Source organism: Kitasatospora purpeofusca (genome assembly GCF_000718025.1).
GTDB classification, from domain to species: Bacteria; Actinomycetota; Actinomycetes; order Streptomycetales; family Streptomycetaceae; genus Kitasatospora; species Kitasatospora purpeofusca.
On sequence record NZ_JODS01000008.1, the window covers coordinates 74029 to 93016 of the forward strand.

15 protein-coding genes and 1 tRNA gene are annotated in these 18988 nt (G+C 75.5%); 9 read left to right on the forward strand and 7 right to left on the reverse strand.

Annotation, left to right across the window (positions count from 1 at the left end; translation table 11 throughout):
- The first annotated feature begins 180 nt into the window (after nucleotides 1-180).
- A complete protein-coding gene (locus IF01_RS0114145; RefSeq protein ID WP_051755322.1) occupies nucleotides 181-1950 on the forward strand; it encodes a DoxX family membrane protein in 1770 nt (589 codons plus the stop codon).
- Nucleotides 1951-2119: 169 nt separating this feature from the next.
- On the opposite strand, the gene IF01_RS0114150 is transcribed toward IF01_RS0114145, so the two are convergent.
- The 3 genes from IF01_RS0114150 to IF01_RS0114160 form a co-directional block, all read right to left on the reverse strand.
- Nucleotides 2120-2899: a nucleotidyltransferase family protein gene (locus tag IF01_RS0114150; protein WP_051741612.1), complete on the reverse strand. Its 780-nt coding sequence runs from the start codon at nucleotides 2897-2899 to the stop codon at nucleotides 2120-2122.
- 147 nt (nucleotides 2900-3046) lie between these two features.
- Complete coding sequence (locus IF01_RS0114155; protein ID WP_030393733.1) at nucleotides 3047-3490, reverse strand: hypothetical protein; 444 nt, start codon at nucleotides 3488-3490, stop codon at nucleotides 3047-3049.
- Between the two features lie 191 nt (nucleotides 3491-3681).
- Nucleotides 3682-4773 carry an ABC transporter ATP-binding protein gene (locus tag IF01_RS0114160; RefSeq protein ID WP_030393734.1) on the reverse strand — a complete coding sequence of 364 codons (1092 nt, stop codon included), beginning with the start codon at nucleotides 4771-4773 and terminating at the stop codon, nucleotides 3682-3684.
- Nucleotides 4774-5094: 321 nt separating this feature from the next.
- Here IF01_RS0114160 and IF01_RS0114165 point away from each other — a divergent pair.
- Nucleotides 5095-5168: transfer RNA gene (locus IF01_RS0114165), tRNA-Thr, on the forward strand.
- Nucleotides 5169-5254: 86 nt separating this feature from the next.
- Here the strand turns inward: IF01_RS0114165 and IF01_RS0114170 are convergent.
- Nucleotides 5255-6058, reverse strand: a complete 804-nt coding sequence (locus IF01_RS0114170) for a hypothetical protein (protein WP_051755324.1) — start codon at nucleotides 6056-6058, stop codon at nucleotides 5255-5257.
- A gap of 205 nt (nucleotides 6059-6263) precedes the next feature.
- On the opposite strand from IF01_RS0114170, the gene IF01_RS0114175 reads away from it, so the two are divergent.
- From IF01_RS0114175 to IF01_RS0114185, 3 genes are all read left to right on the forward strand, one after another.
- Nucleotides 6264-7637: an MFS transporter gene (locus IF01_RS0114175; RefSeq protein ID WP_063764209.1), complete on the forward strand. Its 1374-nt coding sequence runs from the start codon at nucleotides 6264-6266 to the stop codon at nucleotides 7635-7637.
- A gap of 51 nt (nucleotides 7638-7688) precedes the next feature.
- On the forward strand, nucleotides 7689-7925 hold the full coding sequence (locus IF01_RS0114180; protein WP_030393737.1) for a hypothetical protein: 237 nt from the start codon (nucleotides 7689-7691) through the stop codon (nucleotides 7923-7925).
- A 146-nt stretch (nucleotides 7926-8071) separates the two neighbouring features.
- Nucleotides 8072-8599, forward strand: a complete 528-nt coding sequence (locus IF01_RS0114185) for a methylated-DNA--[protein]-cysteine S-methyltransferase (RefSeq protein WP_051755327.1) — start codon at nucleotides 8072-8074, stop codon at nucleotides 8597-8599.
- A 19-nt stretch (nucleotides 8600-8618) separates the two neighbouring features.
- Here the strand turns inward: IF01_RS0114185 and IF01_RS0114190 are convergent, their stop codons facing one another.
- The gene (locus IF01_RS0114190; protein WP_030393739.1) at nucleotides 8619-9704 is read right to left on the reverse strand and encodes an ATP-grasp domain-containing protein; all 1086 of its coding nucleotides are present in this window, start codon (nucleotides 9702-9704) and stop codon (nucleotides 8619-8621) included.
- Between the two features lie 360 nt (nucleotides 9705-10064).
- Between IF01_RS0114190 and IF01_RS0114195 the strand changes: the two genes are divergently transcribed.
- Both IF01_RS0114195 and IF01_RS0114200 read left to right on the forward strand, forming a co-directional pair.
- Nucleotides 10065-11492: a family 2B encapsulin nanocompartment shell protein gene (locus tag IF01_RS0114195; RefSeq protein ID WP_030393740.1), complete on the forward strand. Its 1428-nt coding sequence runs from the start codon at nucleotides 10065-10067 to the stop codon at nucleotides 11490-11492.
- A 137-nt stretch (nucleotides 11493-11629) separates the two neighbouring features.
- Nucleotides 11630-12679: a family 2 encapsulin nanocompartment cargo protein polyprenyl transferase gene (locus IF01_RS0114200; RefSeq protein WP_030393741.1), complete on the forward strand. Its 1050-nt coding sequence runs from the start codon at nucleotides 11630-11632 to the stop codon at nucleotides 12677-12679.
- 117 nt (nucleotides 12680-12796) lie between these two features.
- Here the strand turns inward: IF01_RS0114200 and IF01_RS0114205 are convergent, their stop codons facing one another.
- A complete protein-coding gene (locus tag IF01_RS0114205) occupies nucleotides 12797-13828 on the reverse strand; it encodes an NAD-dependent epimerase/dehydratase family protein (RefSeq protein WP_030393742.1) in 1032 nt (343 codons plus the stop codon).
- Nucleotides 13829-14071: 243 nt separating this feature from the next.
- On the opposite strand from IF01_RS0114205, the gene IF01_RS0114210 reads away from it, so the two are divergent.
- Together IF01_RS0114210 and IF01_RS0114215 are read left to right on the forward strand one after the other, a co-directional pair.
- Nucleotides 14072-15397, forward strand: a complete 1326-nt coding sequence (locus tag IF01_RS0114210; RefSeq protein WP_030393743.1) for a DUF1254 domain-containing protein — start codon at nucleotides 14072-14074, stop codon at nucleotides 15395-15397.
- A 36-nt stretch (nucleotides 15398-15433) separates the two neighbouring features.
- Nucleotides 15434-16774, forward strand: a complete 1341-nt coding sequence (locus IF01_RS0114215) for a DUF1254 domain-containing protein (RefSeq protein ID WP_030393744.1) — start codon at nucleotides 15434-15436, stop codon at nucleotides 16772-16774.
- A gap of 28 nt (nucleotides 16775-16802) precedes the next feature.
- Here the strand turns inward: IF01_RS0114215 and IF01_RS0114220 are convergent, their stop codons facing one another.
- Nucleotides 16803-18926 carry a BACON domain-containing protein gene (locus IF01_RS0114220; protein WP_051755329.1) on the reverse strand — a complete coding sequence of 708 codons (2124 nt, stop codon included), beginning with the start codon at nucleotides 18924-18926 and terminating at the stop codon, nucleotides 16803-16805.
- Nucleotides 18927-18988 lie beyond the last annotated feature (62 nt).

The following is an 18988-nucleotide window of genomic DNA, read 5'->3' on the forward strand; positions in this document are numbered from 1 at the left end:
CCGCACACGGCGGGTGCTCGGCGCAAGGCGTTCTCCGGAACCGCCCACCGTCCGCCCGCAATCAATGGAAAGCGATCGGATCCGCCCGGATCCGATCGCTTTTCTCATGATCACTTCAAGGGGACTCCCGATATCCACTCGGGAGAGTGTCCTAACCGGGTGTCACCCGGTTAGACGGGCGTGGACACCAGAACACCTCGGCGCCCGCTCCTGGGCGGTGGCAGCACCGGGATAGACGCGGGCCCCGGCCTCAACACCGCCAAGGTGCCGTCGGACCCGGCACGCCTCAGCAGTACCCAGGCGAGCTTCCGGCTCCGGCTCGGCACCCCGGTGGCGCCGCTGATCGACGCCCCGGCCGGACTGCTGTCCACCGGCGCCGCGTTCGGCGACCCGTACGGCACCCAGGGCCTGATCCGCCGCCCGTCGGTCACCCCGCAGGTGGTCGTCCCGGTCGGCGACGTCTCGGCGCTCGCCGGGGCGCCGCCGCGCCGCAAGGGCCGGGTCACCCCGGTCACCTGGACCGGCGAGGCGCGGCCGGACGACATCGCGGCCACCCGACTGCTGGAGGCCGTCCGACTGGGCGGCGTCCCGGCCGGGGTCGGCGGACGCGGGGGCGGCCGCACCGGCGGCTCCCTGGCGGACGCGGACACCCAGCTGGTCCCGCCGTACGGCGGCGCCCGGACGGTGCCGCGCCAGCCGCGCGAGGGCGACGGCACCGCCACCGAGGGCGGCGTCGGCCCGGTCGGCGCGCCGCAGGGCTGGACGCCCAGCGGCGAGCTGCCCGAGGTCTCGGCCGCCGGGGCCGAGGGCAAGCAGCCCTGGTACCCGGGCCGCCGGGTGGACCTCGGCCTGGTGCTGCTGCCGCTGCGCGCCGTGCTCGGCTCGCTCTCGGTCTACGCCGGGTTCAGCAAGCTCTGCGACCCGGTGTACTTCGACGGCGGCGAGCGCGGCTCGATGATGCGCTGGCTGTCCTCGCTGCACCCCTGGAAGGTCGCCGAGCCGCTGCTGGCCTTCGCCATGGCGCACCCGGTCGGCTCCGGCCTGGTGGTGTCGTTCACCGAGATCGTGGTCGGTGTGCTCACCCTCCTCGGGCTCTGGCAGCGGCTCGCGGCCGGGGCGGCGATGGCGCTGTCCGCCGTACTGCTGTTCACGGTGAGCTGGCGGGCCGTGCCGGTGTACGACACGCCCGACCTGATCTTCCTGGCCGCGTGGAGCCCGCTGTTGATCGCCGGGGCGCCGTTCGCCTCGCTGGACGGGCGGCTCAACCTGGAGGCCTGGCGGCGGTACGGCGCGGCCGCGCCGGCCGCGCTGCGCCGCCGGGTGCTGCGGCGCGGTGCCGTGGTCACCGCGGCGGTGGTCGGTATGACGCTGCTGCTCGGCTCGATGCTGGGCGGCGCGGTCCGTACCGGCGCCCGGCCGCACCCGGCGCCGTCCCGGCCCGCCACCGACTTCGGCACGCCGGTCTGGCCGAGCGGCGGTCCTTCGGCGACCCCCGGCGGTCGGAGCCCGGCCGGTTCGGCGCCCTCGCCGGCCCCGTCCCGTCCGGCCGCGCCGAGCGCCGCGGCCACCACCGCCGCGCCGTCCGGCACCCCGGCCTCGCCGAAGGCGGCCCAGGCCACCCCGAGCGGCAAGGCGAAGCCCTCGGCGAAGCCGGAGACCGGCTCGGCCCCCCCGGCCGCTCCGGCGGCCTCCGCGCCGCCGGCCGCCCCGGCCCCGGCCGGGTCGACGCCCGCGCAGCGCGCCACTCCCGCCGCCCCGGCGGCCGGGACCGGGACGGCGCCGAAGCTGGCCCCGAGCACCGGGACCGGGACCGGCGGCACCCCGAGCGGGTCCGGCGCCTCGCCGGGCGGCTCGGGACTGCTGGGCGGGGTGCTGGGCAGCGCGCCGCTGGCCGAGCTGTCCGGCGGCGGCGCCCGCAGCTCCCGTCCGGAGCCGGCCACGGCGACCTGACGGCCGGGCCGGGGAACCGGCCCGGGAACGGCGACCGGCCGGGTGCTCCGTGGGGGAGCACCCGGCCGGTCGCCGTTGTGCACGGAGCTCTTCGGCGGAGGACGTCGGGGGTGCCTCGCCGGGGCCCTACTGCCGGGGCCCTGCTGGTGGAGCCCTACTGCCCGTGGCTCTACTGCGGCGCCCGGCCGGCGCCCCCGGCGAGCTCCTTGGCGGCCTCGGTGAGGTCCTTCGCGGTGTCGATGGCCCGCCAGTAGACGCCCTGCGGCAGCTGGTAGCCGGCCAGCCGCTTGCTGCGGGCCAGCTGCGGGAAGGTGGTCCGCTCGTGGTCGCCGACGTCCGGCAGCAGCTCGGCGAAGTCCGGGCCGAAGACGTAGAGGCCGGCGTTGATGAGGAACGGAGAGGGCGGGGCCTCGATGAAGTCGAGGACGTTGCCGAACTGGTCGGTCTCCACCGCGCCCCACGGGATCCGCGGCCGGGCCAGCGCGAGCGTCGCGACGGCGTCCCGCTCGTGGTGGAAGGCGGCCATGTCGCGCAGGCTGAACCTGGTCCAGATGTCGCCGTTGGTGGCGTACCAGGGCTCGTCGGGGCGGGGCAGCGCCTTGGCGGCGTACTTGAGGCCGCCGCCCCGGCCGAGCGGCTCGGCCTCGACCACCGTGCGGACCCGCAGCGGCAGGTCGGCCTTGTCGAGCCAGTCCTCCAGCACGTCGGCCAGGTGGCCGCAGGAGATGACCGCGTCGGTGACGCCCTCGGCGGCCAGCCAGGCGAGCTGGTGGCCCAGGATGGGGGTGCCCGTGCCCGGGATCTCGACCAGCGGCTTGGGGCGGTCGTCCGTGTAGGGGCGCAGCCTGGAGCCCTGGCCGCCGGCCAGGATGACGGCCTGGGTCACCGGCACCGGGCCGACGGCGGGAGCGGGCGGGGGAGTGGCCGTGGGGCCGGAGTCAGCGGTCATGGCTGAACAATAGGCGGGCCGGGGCCGGGCGGGCGGTCGCCTTCCGCGTCCGGCCGCGCCCGCGGCCCGCCGGGTGGCGGGCTCCCGGCGGCTCGCCGATGACTCTCCGGTGGCTCTCCGGTGGCTCTCCGGTGGCTCCCGGCCGGGTCAGCCCGCCGCGCCGGCGGCGAACGAGCCGTCGCAGACCGCGCGGGCGAAGGTCCGGGCCCGCTGGACGTCGCCCTGGTACTTGCGCACCGCCGCCTTGCCGAGCTCGGTGGCGAGCGAGCTGCAGTAGGGCGTGAGGGAGGGCTGCTCGCGCATCGCGCGCTCCAGCAGGTCGAGCGCGCTGCCCGGGTTGTGGGCCCGCAGCTCGTCCATGAGCGCGACGCGCAGCGCGTCCTGCGGGGCGAGCCCGTCGGACGTCGTGGTGGTGCTGGCGGTCCGGCCGATCCCCGCGCCGTCCCCGCTGGACGCCGCCACGACCTGCTGGTCCAGCGACGTGGGCGGGGCCCACGGGACCCTGGTCACGGCGAGGGTGCCGGTGGTCACCAGGACGACGGGCAGGGTGAGGGCGACGGTCTGGCCGATACGGCGAACTAGCTGCTTCACGCACAGGAGAGTAGCGGTGGGTAGGGCCCGGATCGCCCTCCGTTACACCATCGAGTGACAGGGTGTCCTGGTTCGTCCCGTCACCGGGTTGACGCCGTCGTCCGTCGGAGTGGCCCGGAACGGCGGGAGCCCCGCCGGACCGGGTGACGGTCGGACGGGGCTCCGTGCGGCGGGCGGTGGCCCGGCGGGGCTCAGTTGGAGAGGCGGGCGCCGGTGCTGCTGGAGAACACGTGGGTCTCGTTGGCGACGGGCACGACGTGGATCGTCTCGCCGCGGGCCGGGATCTGGCGGCCGTGCACGCGGACGACCAGGTCCTTGTCCTCGCCACCGATCTTGGTGGTGCCGTAGACGAAGCCGTCCGAGCCGAGCTCCTCGACCACGTTGACGGTGACCGCGACGCCCTCGATGCCGCCGCCGGGGACGATCTCGAAGTGCTCGGGCCGGATGCCGACGGTCACGTTCTTGTCGGAGCCGGCGCCGGCCAGGTCCTCGCGGGAGATGTTGACGACCGAGCCGCCGAACTTCACGCCGCCGTCCACCAGCGGCACCTCGACCAGGTTCATCGCGGGCGAGCCGATGAAGCCGGCCACGAAGAGGTTGGAGGGCCGGTCGTACATGTTGCGCGGGGTGTCGACCTGCTGCAGGACGCCGCCCTTGAGGACCGCGACGCGGTCGCCCATGGTGAGCGCCTCGGTCTGGTCGTGGGTCACGTAGACGGTGGTGATGCCCAGGCGGCGCTGCAGGCCGGCGATCTGGGTACGGGTCGAGACGCGGAGCTTGGCGTCCAGGTTGGACAGCGGCTCGTCCATCAGGAAGACCTGGGGCTCGCGGACGATCGCGCGGCCCATCGCGACGCGCTGGCGCTGACCGCCGGAGAGCGCCTTCGGCTTGCGGTCCAGGTAGTCGGTGAGGTCGAGGATCTTGGCGGCCTCTTCGACCTTGGTGCGGATCTCCGCCTTGTTGACGCCCGCGATCTTGAGCGCGAAGCCCATGTTCTCCGCGACGGTCATGTGCGGGTACAGCGCGTAGTTCTGGAACACCATCGCGATGTCCCGGTCCTTCGGCGGCAGGTGGGTCACGTCGCGGTCGCCGATCCGGATGGCGCCGCTGTTGACGTCCTCGAGGCCGGCCAGCATGCGGAGGCTGGTGGACTTGCCGCAGCCGGAGGGGCCGACCAGGACGAGGAACTCGCCGTGCTCGATCTGGAGGTCCAGGGCGTCGACCGAGGGCGTGGTCGCCCCGGGGTAGACACGGGTCGCCTGGTCGAACGTCACAGAAGCCATGGCTGTGCTCTCCTTCACCGGCAGGAACGTGCCGGACGATCCGAAGTAAAGGGTGGGGGACTGCAGTCGGCCGGTTCCCAGGGGTGGTCTGAACCTCTGTGCGAATCCGGCTCCGGGCGACGCTACCTGCGTGTACGCCGCTTGTCAGCCCCTCGACGGCCGGATTTCGGCATCGGTTCCATCACGCATGCCCCCTGCGCCCACCCCGTGCGCCCCGCCGCGGCCCCGCTGCCGCCCGACCCCGGATATCCCCCCACCGCCCGCTCCGCGCCCGGTAGACTGCCCCCGGTGCCGCCGTGATCCGTCGCGGACGGTCACCATGCCTCCTTAGCTCAGCTGGCCAGAGCACCGCTCTTGTAAAGCGTAGGTCGTCGGTTCGAATCCGACAGGGGGCTCCGCAGGCCCTCGACGAAGGCCCCCCGGCGCGCAGCCGGGGGGCCTTCGTCGTTCCCCGGGGCGCGGCGGCCGGGGCCGTCGGCCGTCAGGCGGGGGGACGGCGGGCGGGGCGGAGCTGACGCAGGGTGTGGTCGGGGGCGTGGGCGGTGAAGAGTTCGGCGGCGCGGCGGTAGGAGAGCCGGGCGCGGTGGGTGTGGGGGCAGCGGTCGGCGGCGGGGGTGGTGGCCGGGGCGCGGCGGTCGGTGAGGAGGAGCGGGCCGGCGGTGCGGCCGGCGAGGTGGAGCGGGAGCAGTCGGGCGGTGCCGGCCCGCCAGGTCAGGGGCGGGGCCGAGGGGTGGGTGCGGCGGTGCGGGAGGTCGAGGTCGTCGACGTCCAGGGCGAGCACGGTCTCGACGGGGGCGCCGCTCTCGTGGAGGAGGTGCCAGAGGAGCTGTTCGCGGAGCGGGACGCGGAGGGCGAACAGGGCGCGCAGCTGCTCGGTGGTGAGCGGGCCGGCGCCGGGGGCGGGGGAGGGGGCGGGGAGCGGAAGGGGTCGCAGGCCGTCGGCGGGGTCGGTGCCGATCCAGCCCCGGGCCCGCCACCAGGCGAGGGCGGCGCGCAGGGTGGACAGTTCACGGTTGAGGGTGCGCGGGTCGGTCCCGGCGCGACGGCGTTCGACGGCGGTCCGCAGCCGGTCGGCGGCCGAGGGGTGGTCGAGCAGGGCGAGCGGCAGGACGGGCGGCCGGGCGCTGCGGCGGGCCGGTCCGGCCGGGACGGGGCGGTCGGCGAGTGCCCAGGCCCAGGTGTCCAGGGCGATCCGGTAGACGCGGCGGGAGCCGTCGCCGAGTCCGGCGGCGGCCAGGTAGCGCTCGACGGCGACCGCGTACTCGACCGGGGGCGGGGAGTCCATGCGGATACCTTCTTTCCGCAGTAAACGATGCTGGCGGGGTTCTTGGAAATGATAGCGCCGGGCGCAGTAAACAGCAGGTGAAAGCCGTTTTCCATGCTGTTTACTGCGGTAGTGGGCGGATCGGAGGAAATTGATAGAGAAAGACTCAATCTTTTCTCCGGAAAGCCTTGTCGGCCGCTTCCGCGGGTGGGCAGACTGGGCGACCGTGACAGGGGAGACGAAGCGGTTCCCGGCCCTCCGTCGACGGCTTCCGGGCCGTCCGGCCGTGCTGGGCGAACGCGACTTCAGATGGTTCTTCGTCGGCTACGCGACCTCGCTGGTCGGCTCCTCGATGGCGCCCGTGGCGGTGGCCTTCGCGGTACTCGGAGGCGGGGGCGGCGGGACGGAGCTGGGCTGGGTGATGGCCGCCCGGATCCTGCCGATCGTGCTGGTGATGCTGTTCGGCGGGGTGGTCGCCGACCGGTTGGGCAGCCGCCGGGTGATGCTCGCCGCGGAGGTGCTGCGCTGCGCGGTGCAGGGTGTTTTCGCGGTGCTGCTGCTCACCGGGCACGCGCGGCTCTGGGCGATGGTGGCGCTGGTCGCCGTCTGGGGCCTGGGCGAGGGGGTGTTCCTGCCCTCGCTGGGCGCGCTGGTGCCCGCGCTGGTCCGGCGGGAGGAGCGGCTGCCGGACGCCAACACCCTGCTCGGGCTGGCGCGTTCGGTGTCGACGGTGGCCGGTCCGGCGCTCGCCGGTGTGATCACGGCGGGGTACGGGTCGGGGGCGGTGCTGGCGATCGACGCGGTGACCTACGGGGTCGGCGCGTTCGCACTGGCCCGGTTGTCCGTGGCTCCGCCGGGTTCGGGGGAGAAGGCGGGGGCCACGGCGGGGAGAAAGGCAGCGGCGGGCGACCGCGAGGACTCGATGCTGGCCGATCTCCGCAACGGCTGGAGCGCGTTCCGCTCCCGGCGCTGGCTCTGGGTGACCACCGTGCAGATGGGGCTGTTCAACCTGCTGGTCTGGGCGCCGTTCCTGGTGCTCGGCCCGCTGACCGCGCAGCGGGAGCTGGGCGGGGCGCGGGCCTGGGGCCTGGTGATGGGCGTGTACGGGATCGGGGCGGTGCTGGGCGGGCTGCTGATGCTCGGGCGCCGGCCCGGGCGGCCGCTCGCGGTGGCGACGGTGGCGACCCTCGGCTGGGCACTGCCCTCGGCCTCGCTCGCGGCGGGGCTGCCGCTGGGCTGGACGGTCGCGGCGGCGTTGGTGGCGGGGTCCGGTTCGGCGGTCTGCGGTTCGCTCTACGAGTCCACGCTGCAGCGCTGGGTGCCGACCGAGGTGCTGGCGCGGGTCACGGCGTTCGGCGGGCTGGGCGCGTTCGTGCTGGGGCCGCTGGGCCTGGCGGCGGCCGGTCCGCTGGCCGACCGGGTGGGGGTGGCGGCCGTACTGGCCTTCGGCGCGGGGTGGCAGCTGCTGGCCGCGGCGGCGGTGCTGGCGGTGCGCGCCGTGCGCCGCCGGGGCTGGGACTGGGAGCCGGCGGCCGACGCGGAGGTGGTGGCCGACGCGGAGGTGGTGGCACCGGCCCGGTCCGCGGCGGGTGCCGGGTGAGGCGGGCGGTCGTACCGTGGGTGGTGCGGGGGCGAACGGAGGAGGCAGACCATGCCCGGTTCTCTCACCATCGGCCACCACGAGGCGGCCGCGTCGCTGGACCACACGGACGCCGTGCGGCTCGCGACCGTTCTGGACGAGCTCGCGTACCTGCTGGAGATCCCGGGGCCGAACCGGATCAACGACGCCCAGGTCGCCGCCCTCTGCGAGGGTGCGCCCGCCGACCGGGCCGAGCTGGCGCGCTGGTCGCGCACGATCGCCGCGGAGCTGAAGGGGCGGCCCTCCTGACCGCGGCCGCGCCGGGGCGTCCGCCCGGTCCGCCGTACGATGGCGCGCGGGCCGGGTGGCCGCTGCGCGTCCGGACGGACCCGGGCGGCACCGCCGGCGCGGCGGACGGCAGGGGGGAAGACGTGGCGGGGAGTACGACGGCGCCGTTGTCCTGGTTGACGGTGGAGACGCCGCTGCCGAGCGGGCCGCTGCACGTCGCGGTCACCGCGCAGGGCGTTGCGGCGGTCGGCTACCTCGGGCGGGAGGGCGAACTGCCCCGCTGCACCGACGAGTCGAAGATCGCCGCGGTCACCGGGCGGGTCGGCGAGTACCTGGCGGGCCGGCGGCGGGAGCTGGAGCTGCCGATCGACTGGAGCCTGAGCACCGGCCCGCACCGGGAGGTGCTGCGGACCCTGTTCCACCAGGTGCCGTACGGGCGGACCATCACCTACGGCGAACTCGCCGCCCGCAGCGGGGTGTTCGCCGGGGTCGAGGAGCCCGGCCTGGCGGCCAGGACGGTCGGGCAGATGATGGCCGCCAACCCCGTCGCGCTGCTGGTGCCCTGCCACCGGGTGGTGGCTGCGGACGGGATCGGCGGTTTCGGCGGCGGCCGGGTCGGGATCGACGTGAAGCGCTGGCTGCTGACCCTGGAAGGGGTGCTCGAGCCGACGCTCGACTGGAACGGGCCGCTGTAGCCGATGGGGTGACGACGGGTCAGGACACCAGCTCGGCCGTCGGCCGGCCGGCCGGGACGAGGGGCGCCGGCTGGCGCGGCAGGACCGGCTGGATGCCGGACACCAGGGTGTACTCGATCCCCGTCGGGTCCCCGGCCCAGTCGGTGTCCGGGCGTTCGCCGAGCGCCAACTGCACCGCGTTCCAGGGCAGGTTGAGCCCGCACAGCCGCAGCTGGTGCAGTCCGCCGGAGGGGCGGGTGTTGACGTCGATGACCACCGGCTCCCCGTGCAGGTGGCGGAACTGCACATTGGAGAGGTAGGCCATGCCGGTGGCTTCGACCAGGCGGCGGGCCGGTTCGAGGTACCGCGGCTCGGTGGTGAAGCTGCGGCGGCGCCGGTGCTTGCTGCGGCCGACGCCGGCCAGCAGGGTGCCGTCCAGGTCGGCGAGGCAGTCCACGGACACCTCGGGGCCGTCGAGGTAGGGCATGACCAGCAGGTCGGCACTGGTGCCGGGGTTCTCGCGGGCCGCCCGGTCGAGCGCGGCGACCACCTGGTCGACCTGGACCCGGCTGTCCCAGCCGGCCAGCCGGTGCAGTCCGAAGGGTTCGCGGGTGAGCACCCGGAAGCCCTCCCCACCGGCGCCGGAGGCGGGCTTGAGGCAGGCAGTGAGGCCGGCCGCCTCGATCAGGTCGACGGCGCCGACCAGTTCCTCGGCGGTGCGCACCAGCCACCAGGGCGGGGTGGGCAGTCCGGCGGCGGCGATCGCCGCGTAGCCGTCGGCCTTGCTGTCGAAGGCGGCGATCGCGGTGGCGGGCGGGCAGGCGAGGGCGGTGCCGACGGCCTCGAACTCGTGGCGGTGCAGGGATATCGCGAGCTGGTGCAGCCGGGGCACGAACACGTCGACGCGGTGGCGGGCGCAGTGGTCGAGGGCGTAGGCGACGTAGGCGTCGGGGGTGAGGTCGGCGGGTTCCAGGCCGGCGGTGTCGGCGGCGGCGAGGACGGGGGAGTCGGGGTCGACGTGGGTCGCGTGGACCCGGACGGCGCGGGGGGCGGCGTGCAGCTGTTCGATGAAGAACACGTTCTCGGCGTACGTGCGGTTGAGCCAGACGGTGACGGGGGCGCTCAAGGGGGCTCCCAGGGCAGGGGTGAACGAGAGGGAAGGGCGCTGGTTCGGCCGCATTCGTCCTGGCTCCGTGGCCCTTTGAGGTGGCACCTTAGCGGCCTGTCGAACGGGCCCGAACGCGGGGTGGGTCCGTCGCGGGTCCGCCGCGGGCCGACCGGGGGAGTGAACCGGACCGTCCCGTTCCGGAAAGTATTGGATCACTTGATCGATTCAATATCGATCAGACATTCTATTCGTACTATTTTTTCGGTTATTCCGACCACTCGAAAGAGTGATTGCGGCAGCCCTCCGAATGGGCCCACCATGAATGTTGCAAGTTGCAAGGCGACACTTCATCGGGTACGGGTACGCGAAGGGCTCCCTATGTCGACCGAAACCAACGTCGGTATTCCTGCACCGGGCGGTGAAGCGCAGGCCCGGGACCAGCAGAGTCTCGCGACCGCGGCCGCGCGCAACCTGGCGACGACGACCAAGTCCGCGCCCCAGATGCAGGAGATCAGCCCCCGTTGGCTGCTCAGGACGCTCCCCTGGGTCCAGGTCTCGGGCGGCACCTACCGGGTCAACCGCCGGCTGCGCCACGCCGTCGGCCGCGGCCGGGTGAGCTTCGACCGGACGGGCAGCCAGGCCCGGATCCTGCCCCAGACCCTGCGCGAGGTGCCGGTCCTGCGGGGCTTCCCGGACGACGCGGTGCTGGACGAGCTGGCCGGGCGCTTCGTCCAACGCGAGTTCTCCGCGGGTGAGGTCCTGGTCGCCGCCGGAGCGCCGATCGACGAGGTCTTCATCATCGCGTACGGGAAGCTCGACCGGTTGGGAACGGGCAAGTACGGCGAGGAGACGGTGGTCGGCAGCCTGGCCGACGGCGACCACCTCGGCGACGAGGCGCTCCGGCAGGAGGGCGGCGACTGGCCCTACACCGTCCGGGCGGCCACCGCCGGCACCGTACTGTCGCTGCGCCGGGCCGACTTCCAGGAGCTCGTCGACCGCTCCGACGCCCTCCAGCTGCAGATCATGGAGTACCTGGAAGGCTTCCAGCAGCCGCAGAACAAGCACGGCGAGGCCGCGATCGGCCTCTCCGCCGGCCACCACGGCGAGTACGAACTCCCCACCGCCTTCGTGGACTACGAGCTCAGGCCGCGCGAGTACGAGCTCAGCGTCGCGCAGACGGTGCTCAAGGTGCACTCCCGGGTCGCCGACCTCTACAACCAGCCGATGAACCAGACCGAGCACCAGCTCCGGCTGACCGTCGAGGCGCTGCGCGAGCGCCAGGAGCACGAGCTGATCAACAACCCGGAGTTCGGTCTGCTCCGGAACGCCGACCACGAGCAGCGGATCCAGACCCACTCCGGCCCGCCCACCCCGGACGACATGGACGAGCTGCTGAGCCGCCGCCGCGGCACCAAGCTCTTCCTGGCCCACCCGAGGGCCATCGCCGCCATCGGCCGCGAGTGGAACCGGCGCGGCCTCTACCCGGACACCGTCGAGCTGCAGGGCCGCCAGGTGCTCGGCTGGCGCGGAGTGCCGCTCCTGCCGTGCAACAAGATCCCGATCACCGGCGACAGCACCACCTCGATCCTCGCGATGCGTACCGGCGAGGAGAACCAGGGTGTCATCGGTCTGCACCAGACCGGAATTCCGGATGAAGTCGAGCCGAGCCTTTCGGTGCGATTCATGGGAATCGACGAGAAGGCCATCATTTCCTATCTGGTGAGCGCCTACTACTCGGCCGCGATTCTGGTGCCGGACGCCGTCGGCGTGCTGGAGAACGTCGACATCGCCCACCGCCAGGACTGACCGGGTCGGCCGGGACCGCGTCGTCCGTCCGGCCGGGGAAACCGTCCCCGGCCGGGCGGCACCCCTGACGATCCCGGCCCGCCGCAGGGCCCGTCCGCCACCGGGCCGGCCCGTCGTACCACCAAGGGGGAGGACCCATGGGAATGTTCACGCTGGAGCGCGACCATCGTGAGGGGCACGAGGCGCGGGACGTCCTCGCGCGCACCCGCACCCTGGTCGACCCGGTGCTGCGGGCCGCCGTGGACTCGCTGCCCGGCACCATGCGCCGGGTGGCCGGCTACCACTTCGGCTGGTGGGAGGCGGACGGCTCGCCGTCGGCCGCGCCCTCCGGCAAGGCCATCCGGCCCGCCCTGGTGCTCGCCGCCACCCAGGCCCTCGGCGGGGACCCGGCCAAGGCCACCGCCGCCGCGGCCGCCGTCGAGCTGGTGCACAACTTCACGCTGCTGCACGACGACATCATCGACCGGGACGAGACCAGGCGGCACCGCCCCACCGCCTGGCTGGTGTTCGGCACCACCGAGGCCATCCTGGCCGGCGACGCGATGCACTCGCTGGCCCTGCGCCTGCTGGCCGAGGACGGCCACGCGGTGGCGGGCGACGCCGTCCGCCGGCTGGCCGACTGCGTGGTGGAGCTGTGCGAGGGCCAGCAGATCGACTGCGCCTTCGAGCAGCGCAGCGACGTCTCGCTGACCGAGTGCCTGGCGATGGCCGAGGCCAAGACCGGTGCGCTGCTCGGCGCCGCCTGCGCGATGGGCGCCCGGTACGCGGGCGGCTCCGAGGAGGCCGCGCAGGCGCTGGACGGCTTCGGCCGGGAGATCGGGCTGGCCTTCCAGCTGATCGACGACCTGATCGGCATCTGGGGGGACCCGGAGGTCACCGGCAAGCCGGTCGGCGCGGACCTCCTGGTCCGCAAGAAGTCGCTGCCGGTGGTCGCCGCGCTCCGCTCCGGGACGCCCGACGGGGACCGGCTGGCGGAGCTGTACGCGCTGGAACGCCAGCTGACCGCCGAGGAGTTGGCGAGCTGCGCGGCGGCCGTCGAGGGAGCGGGCGGGCGGGCCTGGGCCCAGGGCGAGTCCTGCGAGCGGATGGCGGCGGCGATGTCCCAGCTGGCCGTCGCGGTGCCCGAGCCCTCCGCGGCCGACGAGTTGCTCGCGCTCGCCGAGCTGGTCACGCGCCGGACGCACTGAGGCCGGGCGACGCCGCCGGGCGAGGGCGACGCCGCCGGGCGAGGCGACGCCGCCGGGGGAGCGGGCGCCCCGCTCTCCCCGGGGGCAGGTCCGGGACCGGTCCCGGACCCGCCGCCGTCAGGCCGAGGCCCCCAGCAGCCGCCGCTCCTTCTCCGGCTCGATCCCGTGCGTGATCCGGCCGCGCTTGCGCCCGTCCGGCTCGGTGTCCTCGGCCGGTCCGCGCCGGCGCAGCCAGTCCCAGGTGTCCCGGGCGGTCTCGGCGAAGGGCCGGCAGCGCAGTCCGGCCGCCTCCGCCCGTCCGGTGTCGACCCGCCAGGTCCCCGCCGACTCGGCCCCCTCGGGCAGCCAGAGCGGCAGTTCGCTCCACGGCTGGACGCTGTCCGGCCCCTCCTTCAGCAACTGCCCGTCCGGGACCCAGACCAGCTCGACGTCCGCGCCGCCGGCCACCGCCGCGCACCCCGCCAGGAACTCCCCGTAGGTGAGCAGGTCGGGCGGCGCCGTGGTGAGGAAGCTCCCGGTGGTGCCCGCCGTCAGCAGGTCGAGACCGAAGGCCGCGAAGTCCCGGACGTCGATCAACTGCATCGGCCGGCCCGGCTCGCCCGGCGCCAGGACCCGGCCGCCCCGGGCCATCCGCTCCAGCCACCAGGGCAGCCGGCCGCCCCGCTCGTACGGGCCGATCAGCAGGCCGCTGTTGAGGACCAGCGCGCGGTCGGCGCCGAAGTACTCCAGGACGGCGCGTTCGCAGCCGGCCTTGAGTCCGGCGCTGAACTCCTGCCCGGGCGGGGTGTCGGCCGGGCAGGGGTGCAGCGGCGAGGTCTCGTCGACGGCCCGGGCCGGCCAGTCGGCGAAGGCGTGGACGGAGGAGATCAGCGTGTAGTGGCCGGCCCGGTCGTGCAGCAGCCGGGCCGTGGCCGCGGCCTGGGCGGGCTGCTGGGCCGAGGTGTCGACCACGGCGTCCCAGTGCCGGCCATCGACCAGCCGTGCCAGGTCCTCGGCCGAGTCGCGGTCGCCGCGGACGGCCTCGACACCGGGCAGGTCGGCGGCCGTGCGGCCGCGGTTGAAGGTGGTGACCTCGTGGCCCCGGGCGAGGGCCTCGGAGGCGAACGCCCGTCCCAGGAAGGAGGAGCCGCCGAGCAGAAGGATCTTCATACCGGCAAGACTGTCCCGGTCGATCGCTCCGCATACCGCCGTTCGCCCTGGGCGGAGGCCCGCCCTCCAGTACGCCGCCCCCGCACCTCGTCCCCGCATCCAGCCCCTCCGCCTCCGCACCCCGCCCCTCCGTGCCCGTCCACCCCCTGCCGCCGCCACCGGGATGCCGCCCCCCGGAGACCCGCATAGCATCCGGTTTGTACCGATATCGACGCCACGCCCGACGCAGGGGAGAGCGGCACCATGGTCAACCCGGCACTCGTGGACCCGGACACCATCCGCGCGACCGCCGCCCGGGCGTGGATCCGCGGCTGGCCGATCCTGCAGAACTACCGCACCCTCTGGACCCAGGCACTGGACGACGCGGACCCCCGCTACGTCGGCGGCTTCGGCGTCTTCCGGCACTACCCGCACCCCTTCACCCCGGCCAACACCGATGTCGTCACCCCCAACAACGACACCCCGTACTCCTGGGCCTGGCTCGACCTGCGGACCGAGCCGTGGGTGCTCTCGGTGCCCGCGACGGACCGCTACTACGTCCTGCCGGTGCACGAGCTGGACACCGTCTACGCCGGGTTCGTCGGCTCCCGGAGCACCGGCCCGGAGGCCGGCGACCACTTGGTGGCCGGCCCGGACTGGCACGGCGAGCCGCCGCTCGGCATCAGCAGCGTGATCCGCGCGGCGACCCGGCTGGTCGGCATCGTCGGCCGCACCCAGTCCGACGGCGCCTCCGCCGACGCCGTGCGGGAGCTCGGCGTGATCCAGCAGGGCTACCGGCTCCGCCCGCTGCACGAGTACACCGGCACCCCTGAGCCCGAGCCCGCCCCGCAACCGGTCTGGCCGGTCTGGCGCGAAGAGGCGATGGACACCGTCGAGTTCCTCTCCTACCTCGACTTCCTGCTCGGCTTCTTCCCGGTGCTGCCCGCCGAGGCCGAGCTGCGCGGCCGGCTGACCGACCTCGGCGTCGACGGCCGGGGCGAGTTCGAACCGGCCGTGCTGCCCCTCGCGGTCCGGGCCGAGATCGAACGCGGCATCGCCGACGGCAAGGCCGAACTCGCCCGCGCCGTCGCGCGCACCGAGTCCTCGGTCGGGCTCTTCGGCACCCGCGAGCAGATCGGCACCCGGTACCTGGAACAGGCCGTCGGCGCGCTCACCGGCCTGTACGGGCTGCCGGTCGAGGAGGCCTGGTACGGCGCCTGGCAGGCGGACAGCGAGGGGGAGCGGCCGCCCGACGCCGGCCGGCACGGCCACCTGCTGCGGTTCCCGCCGGACGCGCTGCCGCCCGCCCGCTACTTCTGGTCCGTCACCATGTACGCGCTGCCCGGCCGCCAACTGGTCGACAACGTTCTGGACCGCTACGCGATCGGCGACCGCACCCCGGGCCTGGTCCGCGACCCGGACGGCGCTCTCACCCTCCACCTGTGCCGCGAGCGGCCCGCCGACCCGGCCGGGGCCGCCAACTGGCTGCCCGCGCCCGACGGCCCGTTCACCGCGGTGCTGCGCGTCTACGGCCCGGACGGGGCGGTGCTCGACGGCCGCTGGACGCCGCCCCCGCTCACCCCGTGCTGACCTGAGGGCCACCGCAGGGCCCGGGAAGGACGCCCCATGACCCAGCCCGAGCTGGAGGCCATGGCCGCCGACGCCTATGTCTACGGCTATCCGTTGGTCGCCGGCCTCACCATGCTCGACCGCTTCGTCGACGGCGGCCTGGGCGTCCTGCCGCCCGCCCCGTTCAACCGGTTCGCCCACGCCACCCGTCCGGCGGGCCCCGAGGACGAGTTCGGCTCCGCCAACGTCGACGTCCTCTACTCGGCCGCCCCGCTGGACCTCTCCGAGGGGCCGCTGCTGCTGCGGGTGCCCGAGGCCGGAGCGGCCTACTACGTGCTGCAGTTCGTCGACGCCTGGACCGCCAACTTCGCCTACATCGGCAGCCGCGCCACCGGCACCGCCGCGCAGACCTGGCTGATCGTCCCGCCCGGGTGGCACGGCACCCCGACCGACCCGGACCGGGTGATCGTCGCGCCGACGACCGTCGCCGTCCTCGTCGGCCGGTTCGCCTGCGCCGGTCCGGACGACCTGCCCCGGGTGCGGGCGCTCCAGGCCGGGCTGGCCCTCGAACCGATGGAGCCGGGCGGACTCGCCGCCGGACTGCCGGCGCCGGACCCGGAGGTGCCCGAGCGGCTGGCCTTCTTCGAACGGCTCCGGGTCTGGGCGGCCGCCTTCCCCCCGGCCGAGCCCGACCGGGACTACCAGCAGCGGTTCGCGCCGCTCGGCCTGCTCGACCCCGGGCCCTCCCCGTACCGCAGGGCCGTCCCGGACTGGACGCTCGCCCTGGCGAGCGGCCTCGCCGCCGGACGCGAACGCGTCGAGGACGCCACCCGGCCGCCCGAGGACCACCCGGTGGGTGCATGGCGGGCGGCGCTCCACCTGTTCGACCACAACGTCGACTTCCTCGGCCCGGGCACCCTGGACGGCCCCGAGTGGCGGATCGCGGACCGCCGCGCCGGCTACCTCAGCCGGGCCGCCGCCGCCCGGGCCGGCCTCTGGGGCAGCCACGCCTACGAGGCGCTGTCGGCGGCCACCACCGAGGACGCCGAAGGGCGTCCGCTGGACGGCGCCCACCGCTACACCCTCCGCTTCCCGCCGGACGGCCTGCCGCCGGTGGCGGCCTTCTGGTCCCTCACCGGGTACGGCCTGCCCGACCACCGGCTGGTGCCCGACCCGGGCGGCCGGTACGCGATCGGCGACCGGACCCCCGGCTTGGTCCGCGACCCGGACGGCGGTCTCACCCTCCACCTGTGCCGCGAGCGGCCCGCCGACCCGGCCGGGGCCGCCAACTGGCTGCCCGTGCCCGAGGGCCCGTTCACCGCGGTGCTGCGCCTCTACCGTCCCGGCCCGGCGGCCCTGGACGGCTCGTACCGCGTCCCGCCGCTGCGCCGGCGGTAGCGGGGGTCGGCGGGCCGCCCCGGGCGGCTCAGTGCGGCGTGGGGCCCGTCGAGGGGGCCGGCCCGGAGGGAGCGGCGGTGGACGGGGCCGGGGACGGGGTCGCCGACCCGGTCGGAGCCGGCGTGGACGTGGGTGCCGGTGTGGGCGACGCGGGCGTCGCGGTGGGGGTCGCGCCGCCGGTCGGGGTCGTCGTCGGGGCCGGGGTGGCCGACGGAGGGGCGGTGGGGGACGGGGTGCCGGACGGGGTCGGCCCACCGGTGGGGGTGGGGCTCGGCGCGGCGGTCGGTTCGCCGGTGCCCGGTTCGGCCGGGGCCGAGGTGGACCCGCCGCGGTGCTGCGGTCCGCCCTCCAGGGTGACCACGGCCTGCGAGGGCGGCAGCGCGATCCGGGCGGTCCAGCGGGTCGCCGGGGCGAGGTCCTCGTCGACGCTGACGATCACCGTGATCCGCTGCCCGGGCGCGAGCGTCCCGGAGTCGCGGCTGAGCCGCAGCCAGGACGCGTCCACCACGGCGTGCCAGCGGATCTCGGTGCCGCCGGAGTTGGTGAGGGTGAGCACAGTCCGGTTGCCGTACTCGCCCGCCTCGACGGTCAGCAGACCGGACGGTGCGGGCGCACCGTTCGAGGAGCCGCCCGGGCCGGACGGCACGACCGCCGCCCCGCCGGCGGGGGCCGGTGCCGCGACCAGGGTGGGGCTGGCGAGCGGGGTCGCACCGTGGGCCGGGACCGGGATCAGCGGGCCCTGGATCCCCGGCAGCAACGTTTCTGCACTGAGCGGCCCCGCCCCGGCGAGCTCCATCCCGGCCACCGCCGGTCCGGCACCCCGGCCCGCGGACCCGCCGGTCCCACCGATTCCGCCGGTCCCCCCGGCCGCGCCGACCACGGCGCCGAGCACCGTGCCGTCCACCGGGACGGCCGGGGCGTCCGGGCCCCGGCCCGCCGTGGCGTCCGCCGCGCCCCCGGGACGCCTCCCGCCCTCCGGGCGCCCGTCGTCCTCGACCCGGACCGAGGAGACCGCCGCGGCCGCCCCCGGCCCGCCGCCGCTCCGGTGCCCGGCCCACAGCGCGACCACCGGCGCGGCCAGGACGGCGGCCAGTACCCCGGTGGTGACCACCCGGCGCCGCACCGTGGGCCCGCGACCGGAGTCCGGCGCGCGATGGCGGGGGAACCCGCCCTGGTCGAAGCGGAGTCCCGGCTCGGTCACCGGGACCGGCGTGCCCGCCCGCCGCCCGGCCGGCTCCCGGGTCGCCGGCGGCAGGAACGCCAGGGTGCCCGCCGGAGCGCCGGAGCCGCCGGCGGGGGAGCCCGCCGCAGCTCCCGGGCCGGGCCCCGACACCGCCCCGGCCGGCGCGGTGAGCACCGGCAGCCCGGACAGCCCCGGGCCCTGCGGCACCTCGCCCGCGACCCGCTCCGCAGTCCCCCGGCAGGTCGGGCAGTCCACCACGTGCTGCACCAGCTCGCGCCGGAGCGCCGGGCCGAGCACCCAGTCCCGCCAGCTCTCCGCCCCGGCGCCGCCGAGCCGGTCCAGTTCGGGGCAGCTGCCCACGCCGAGCACCAGCAGGGCGGCCCTGGTCCGGTCGACCTCGGCCCGCGCGGAGGCGAGCAGCACCCGGACGGTGTCGAAGGGCTGCCCCAGCACGGCGGCCACCTCGATCGGGCTGAGCCGGTGGCGGACGGCCAGCTCCAGCGCCTCGCGCTGCTCGGGATCGGTGCCGGCCGCCTCGGGCCAGGCCAGTGAGGCCAGCTCGCGCCGCCGCCGGACCGCCTCCGTCCCGCCGTCGCCGTCCCCGCCCGGTGCCCTCCCCGCCGCGTCCCGGCCCGGCGTGTCCCGGCCCGCGCCGACCACCCCGATCCCGCGCACACCCCCCGCCGCACCCGCCGTGCCCGCCGCGCCGGTCTCCGGGCCGCCCTGCGGGCCGTCCGCCAGTCGCCGCAGGCAGCAGTACCGGGCCAGCGAGTAGAGCCAGGCCCGGAGCAGCCCGGGCTCGGCCAGCCGGGCGCCGTGCCGCACCGCCAGCTCGCGCACCTCCCGCAGGGCGGCCGCCGCGGCCTCGTGCTCGCACAGCACCGAGAGGCAGTAGGTGAAGAGGCCGTCGACCTGTCGCTCGTATGCCGCGAGGACGGCGTCGCGCGGCCCTTCCGTACTCGTCGTCACCCGTCCGACGGTAGAGACGGCGGCGGCCCGGCCCGGGCCATTCCGCCCGGTTGTACTTCTTT

Excerpts from the sequence above, each read along its gene's own strand:
- IF01_RS0114150 (WP_051741612.1), bottom strand. The coding sequence starts at position 2,899 with ATGACCGCTGACTCCGGCCCCACGGCCACTCCCCCGCCCGCTCCCGCC.
- IF01_RS0114160 (WP_030393734.1), bottom strand. The coding sequence starts at position 4,773 with ATGGCTTCTGTGACGTTCGACCAGGCGACCCGTGTCTACCCCGGGGCG.
- IF01_RS0114170 (WP_051755324.1), bottom strand. The coding sequence starts at position 6,058 with ATGGACTCCCCGCCCCCGGTCGAGTACGCGGTCGCCGTCGAGCGCTAC.
- IF01_RS0114180 (WP_030393737.1), top strand. The coding sequence starts at position 7,689 with ATGCCCGGTTCTCTCACCATCGGCCACCACGAGGCGGCCGCGTCGCTG.
- IF01_RS0114195 (WP_030393740.1), top strand. The coding sequence starts at position 10,065 with ATGTCGACCGAAACCAACGTCGGTATTCCTGCACCGGGCGGTGAAGCG.
- IF01_RS0114200 (WP_030393741.1), top strand. The coding sequence starts at position 11,630 with ATGGGAATGTTCACGCTGGAGCGCGACCATCGTGAGGGGCACGAGGCG.
- IF01_RS0114205 (WP_030393742.1), bottom strand. The coding sequence starts at position 13,828 with ATGAAGATCCTTCTGCTCGGCGGCTCCTCCTTCCTGGGACGGGCGTTC.
- IF01_RS0114210 (WP_030393743.1), top strand. The coding sequence starts at position 14,072 with ATGGTCAACCCGGCACTCGTGGACCCGGACACCATCCGCGCGACCGCC.
- IF01_RS0114215 (WP_030393744.1), top strand. The coding sequence starts at position 15,434 with ATGACCCAGCCCGAGCTGGAGGCCATGGCCGCCGACGCCTATGTCTAC.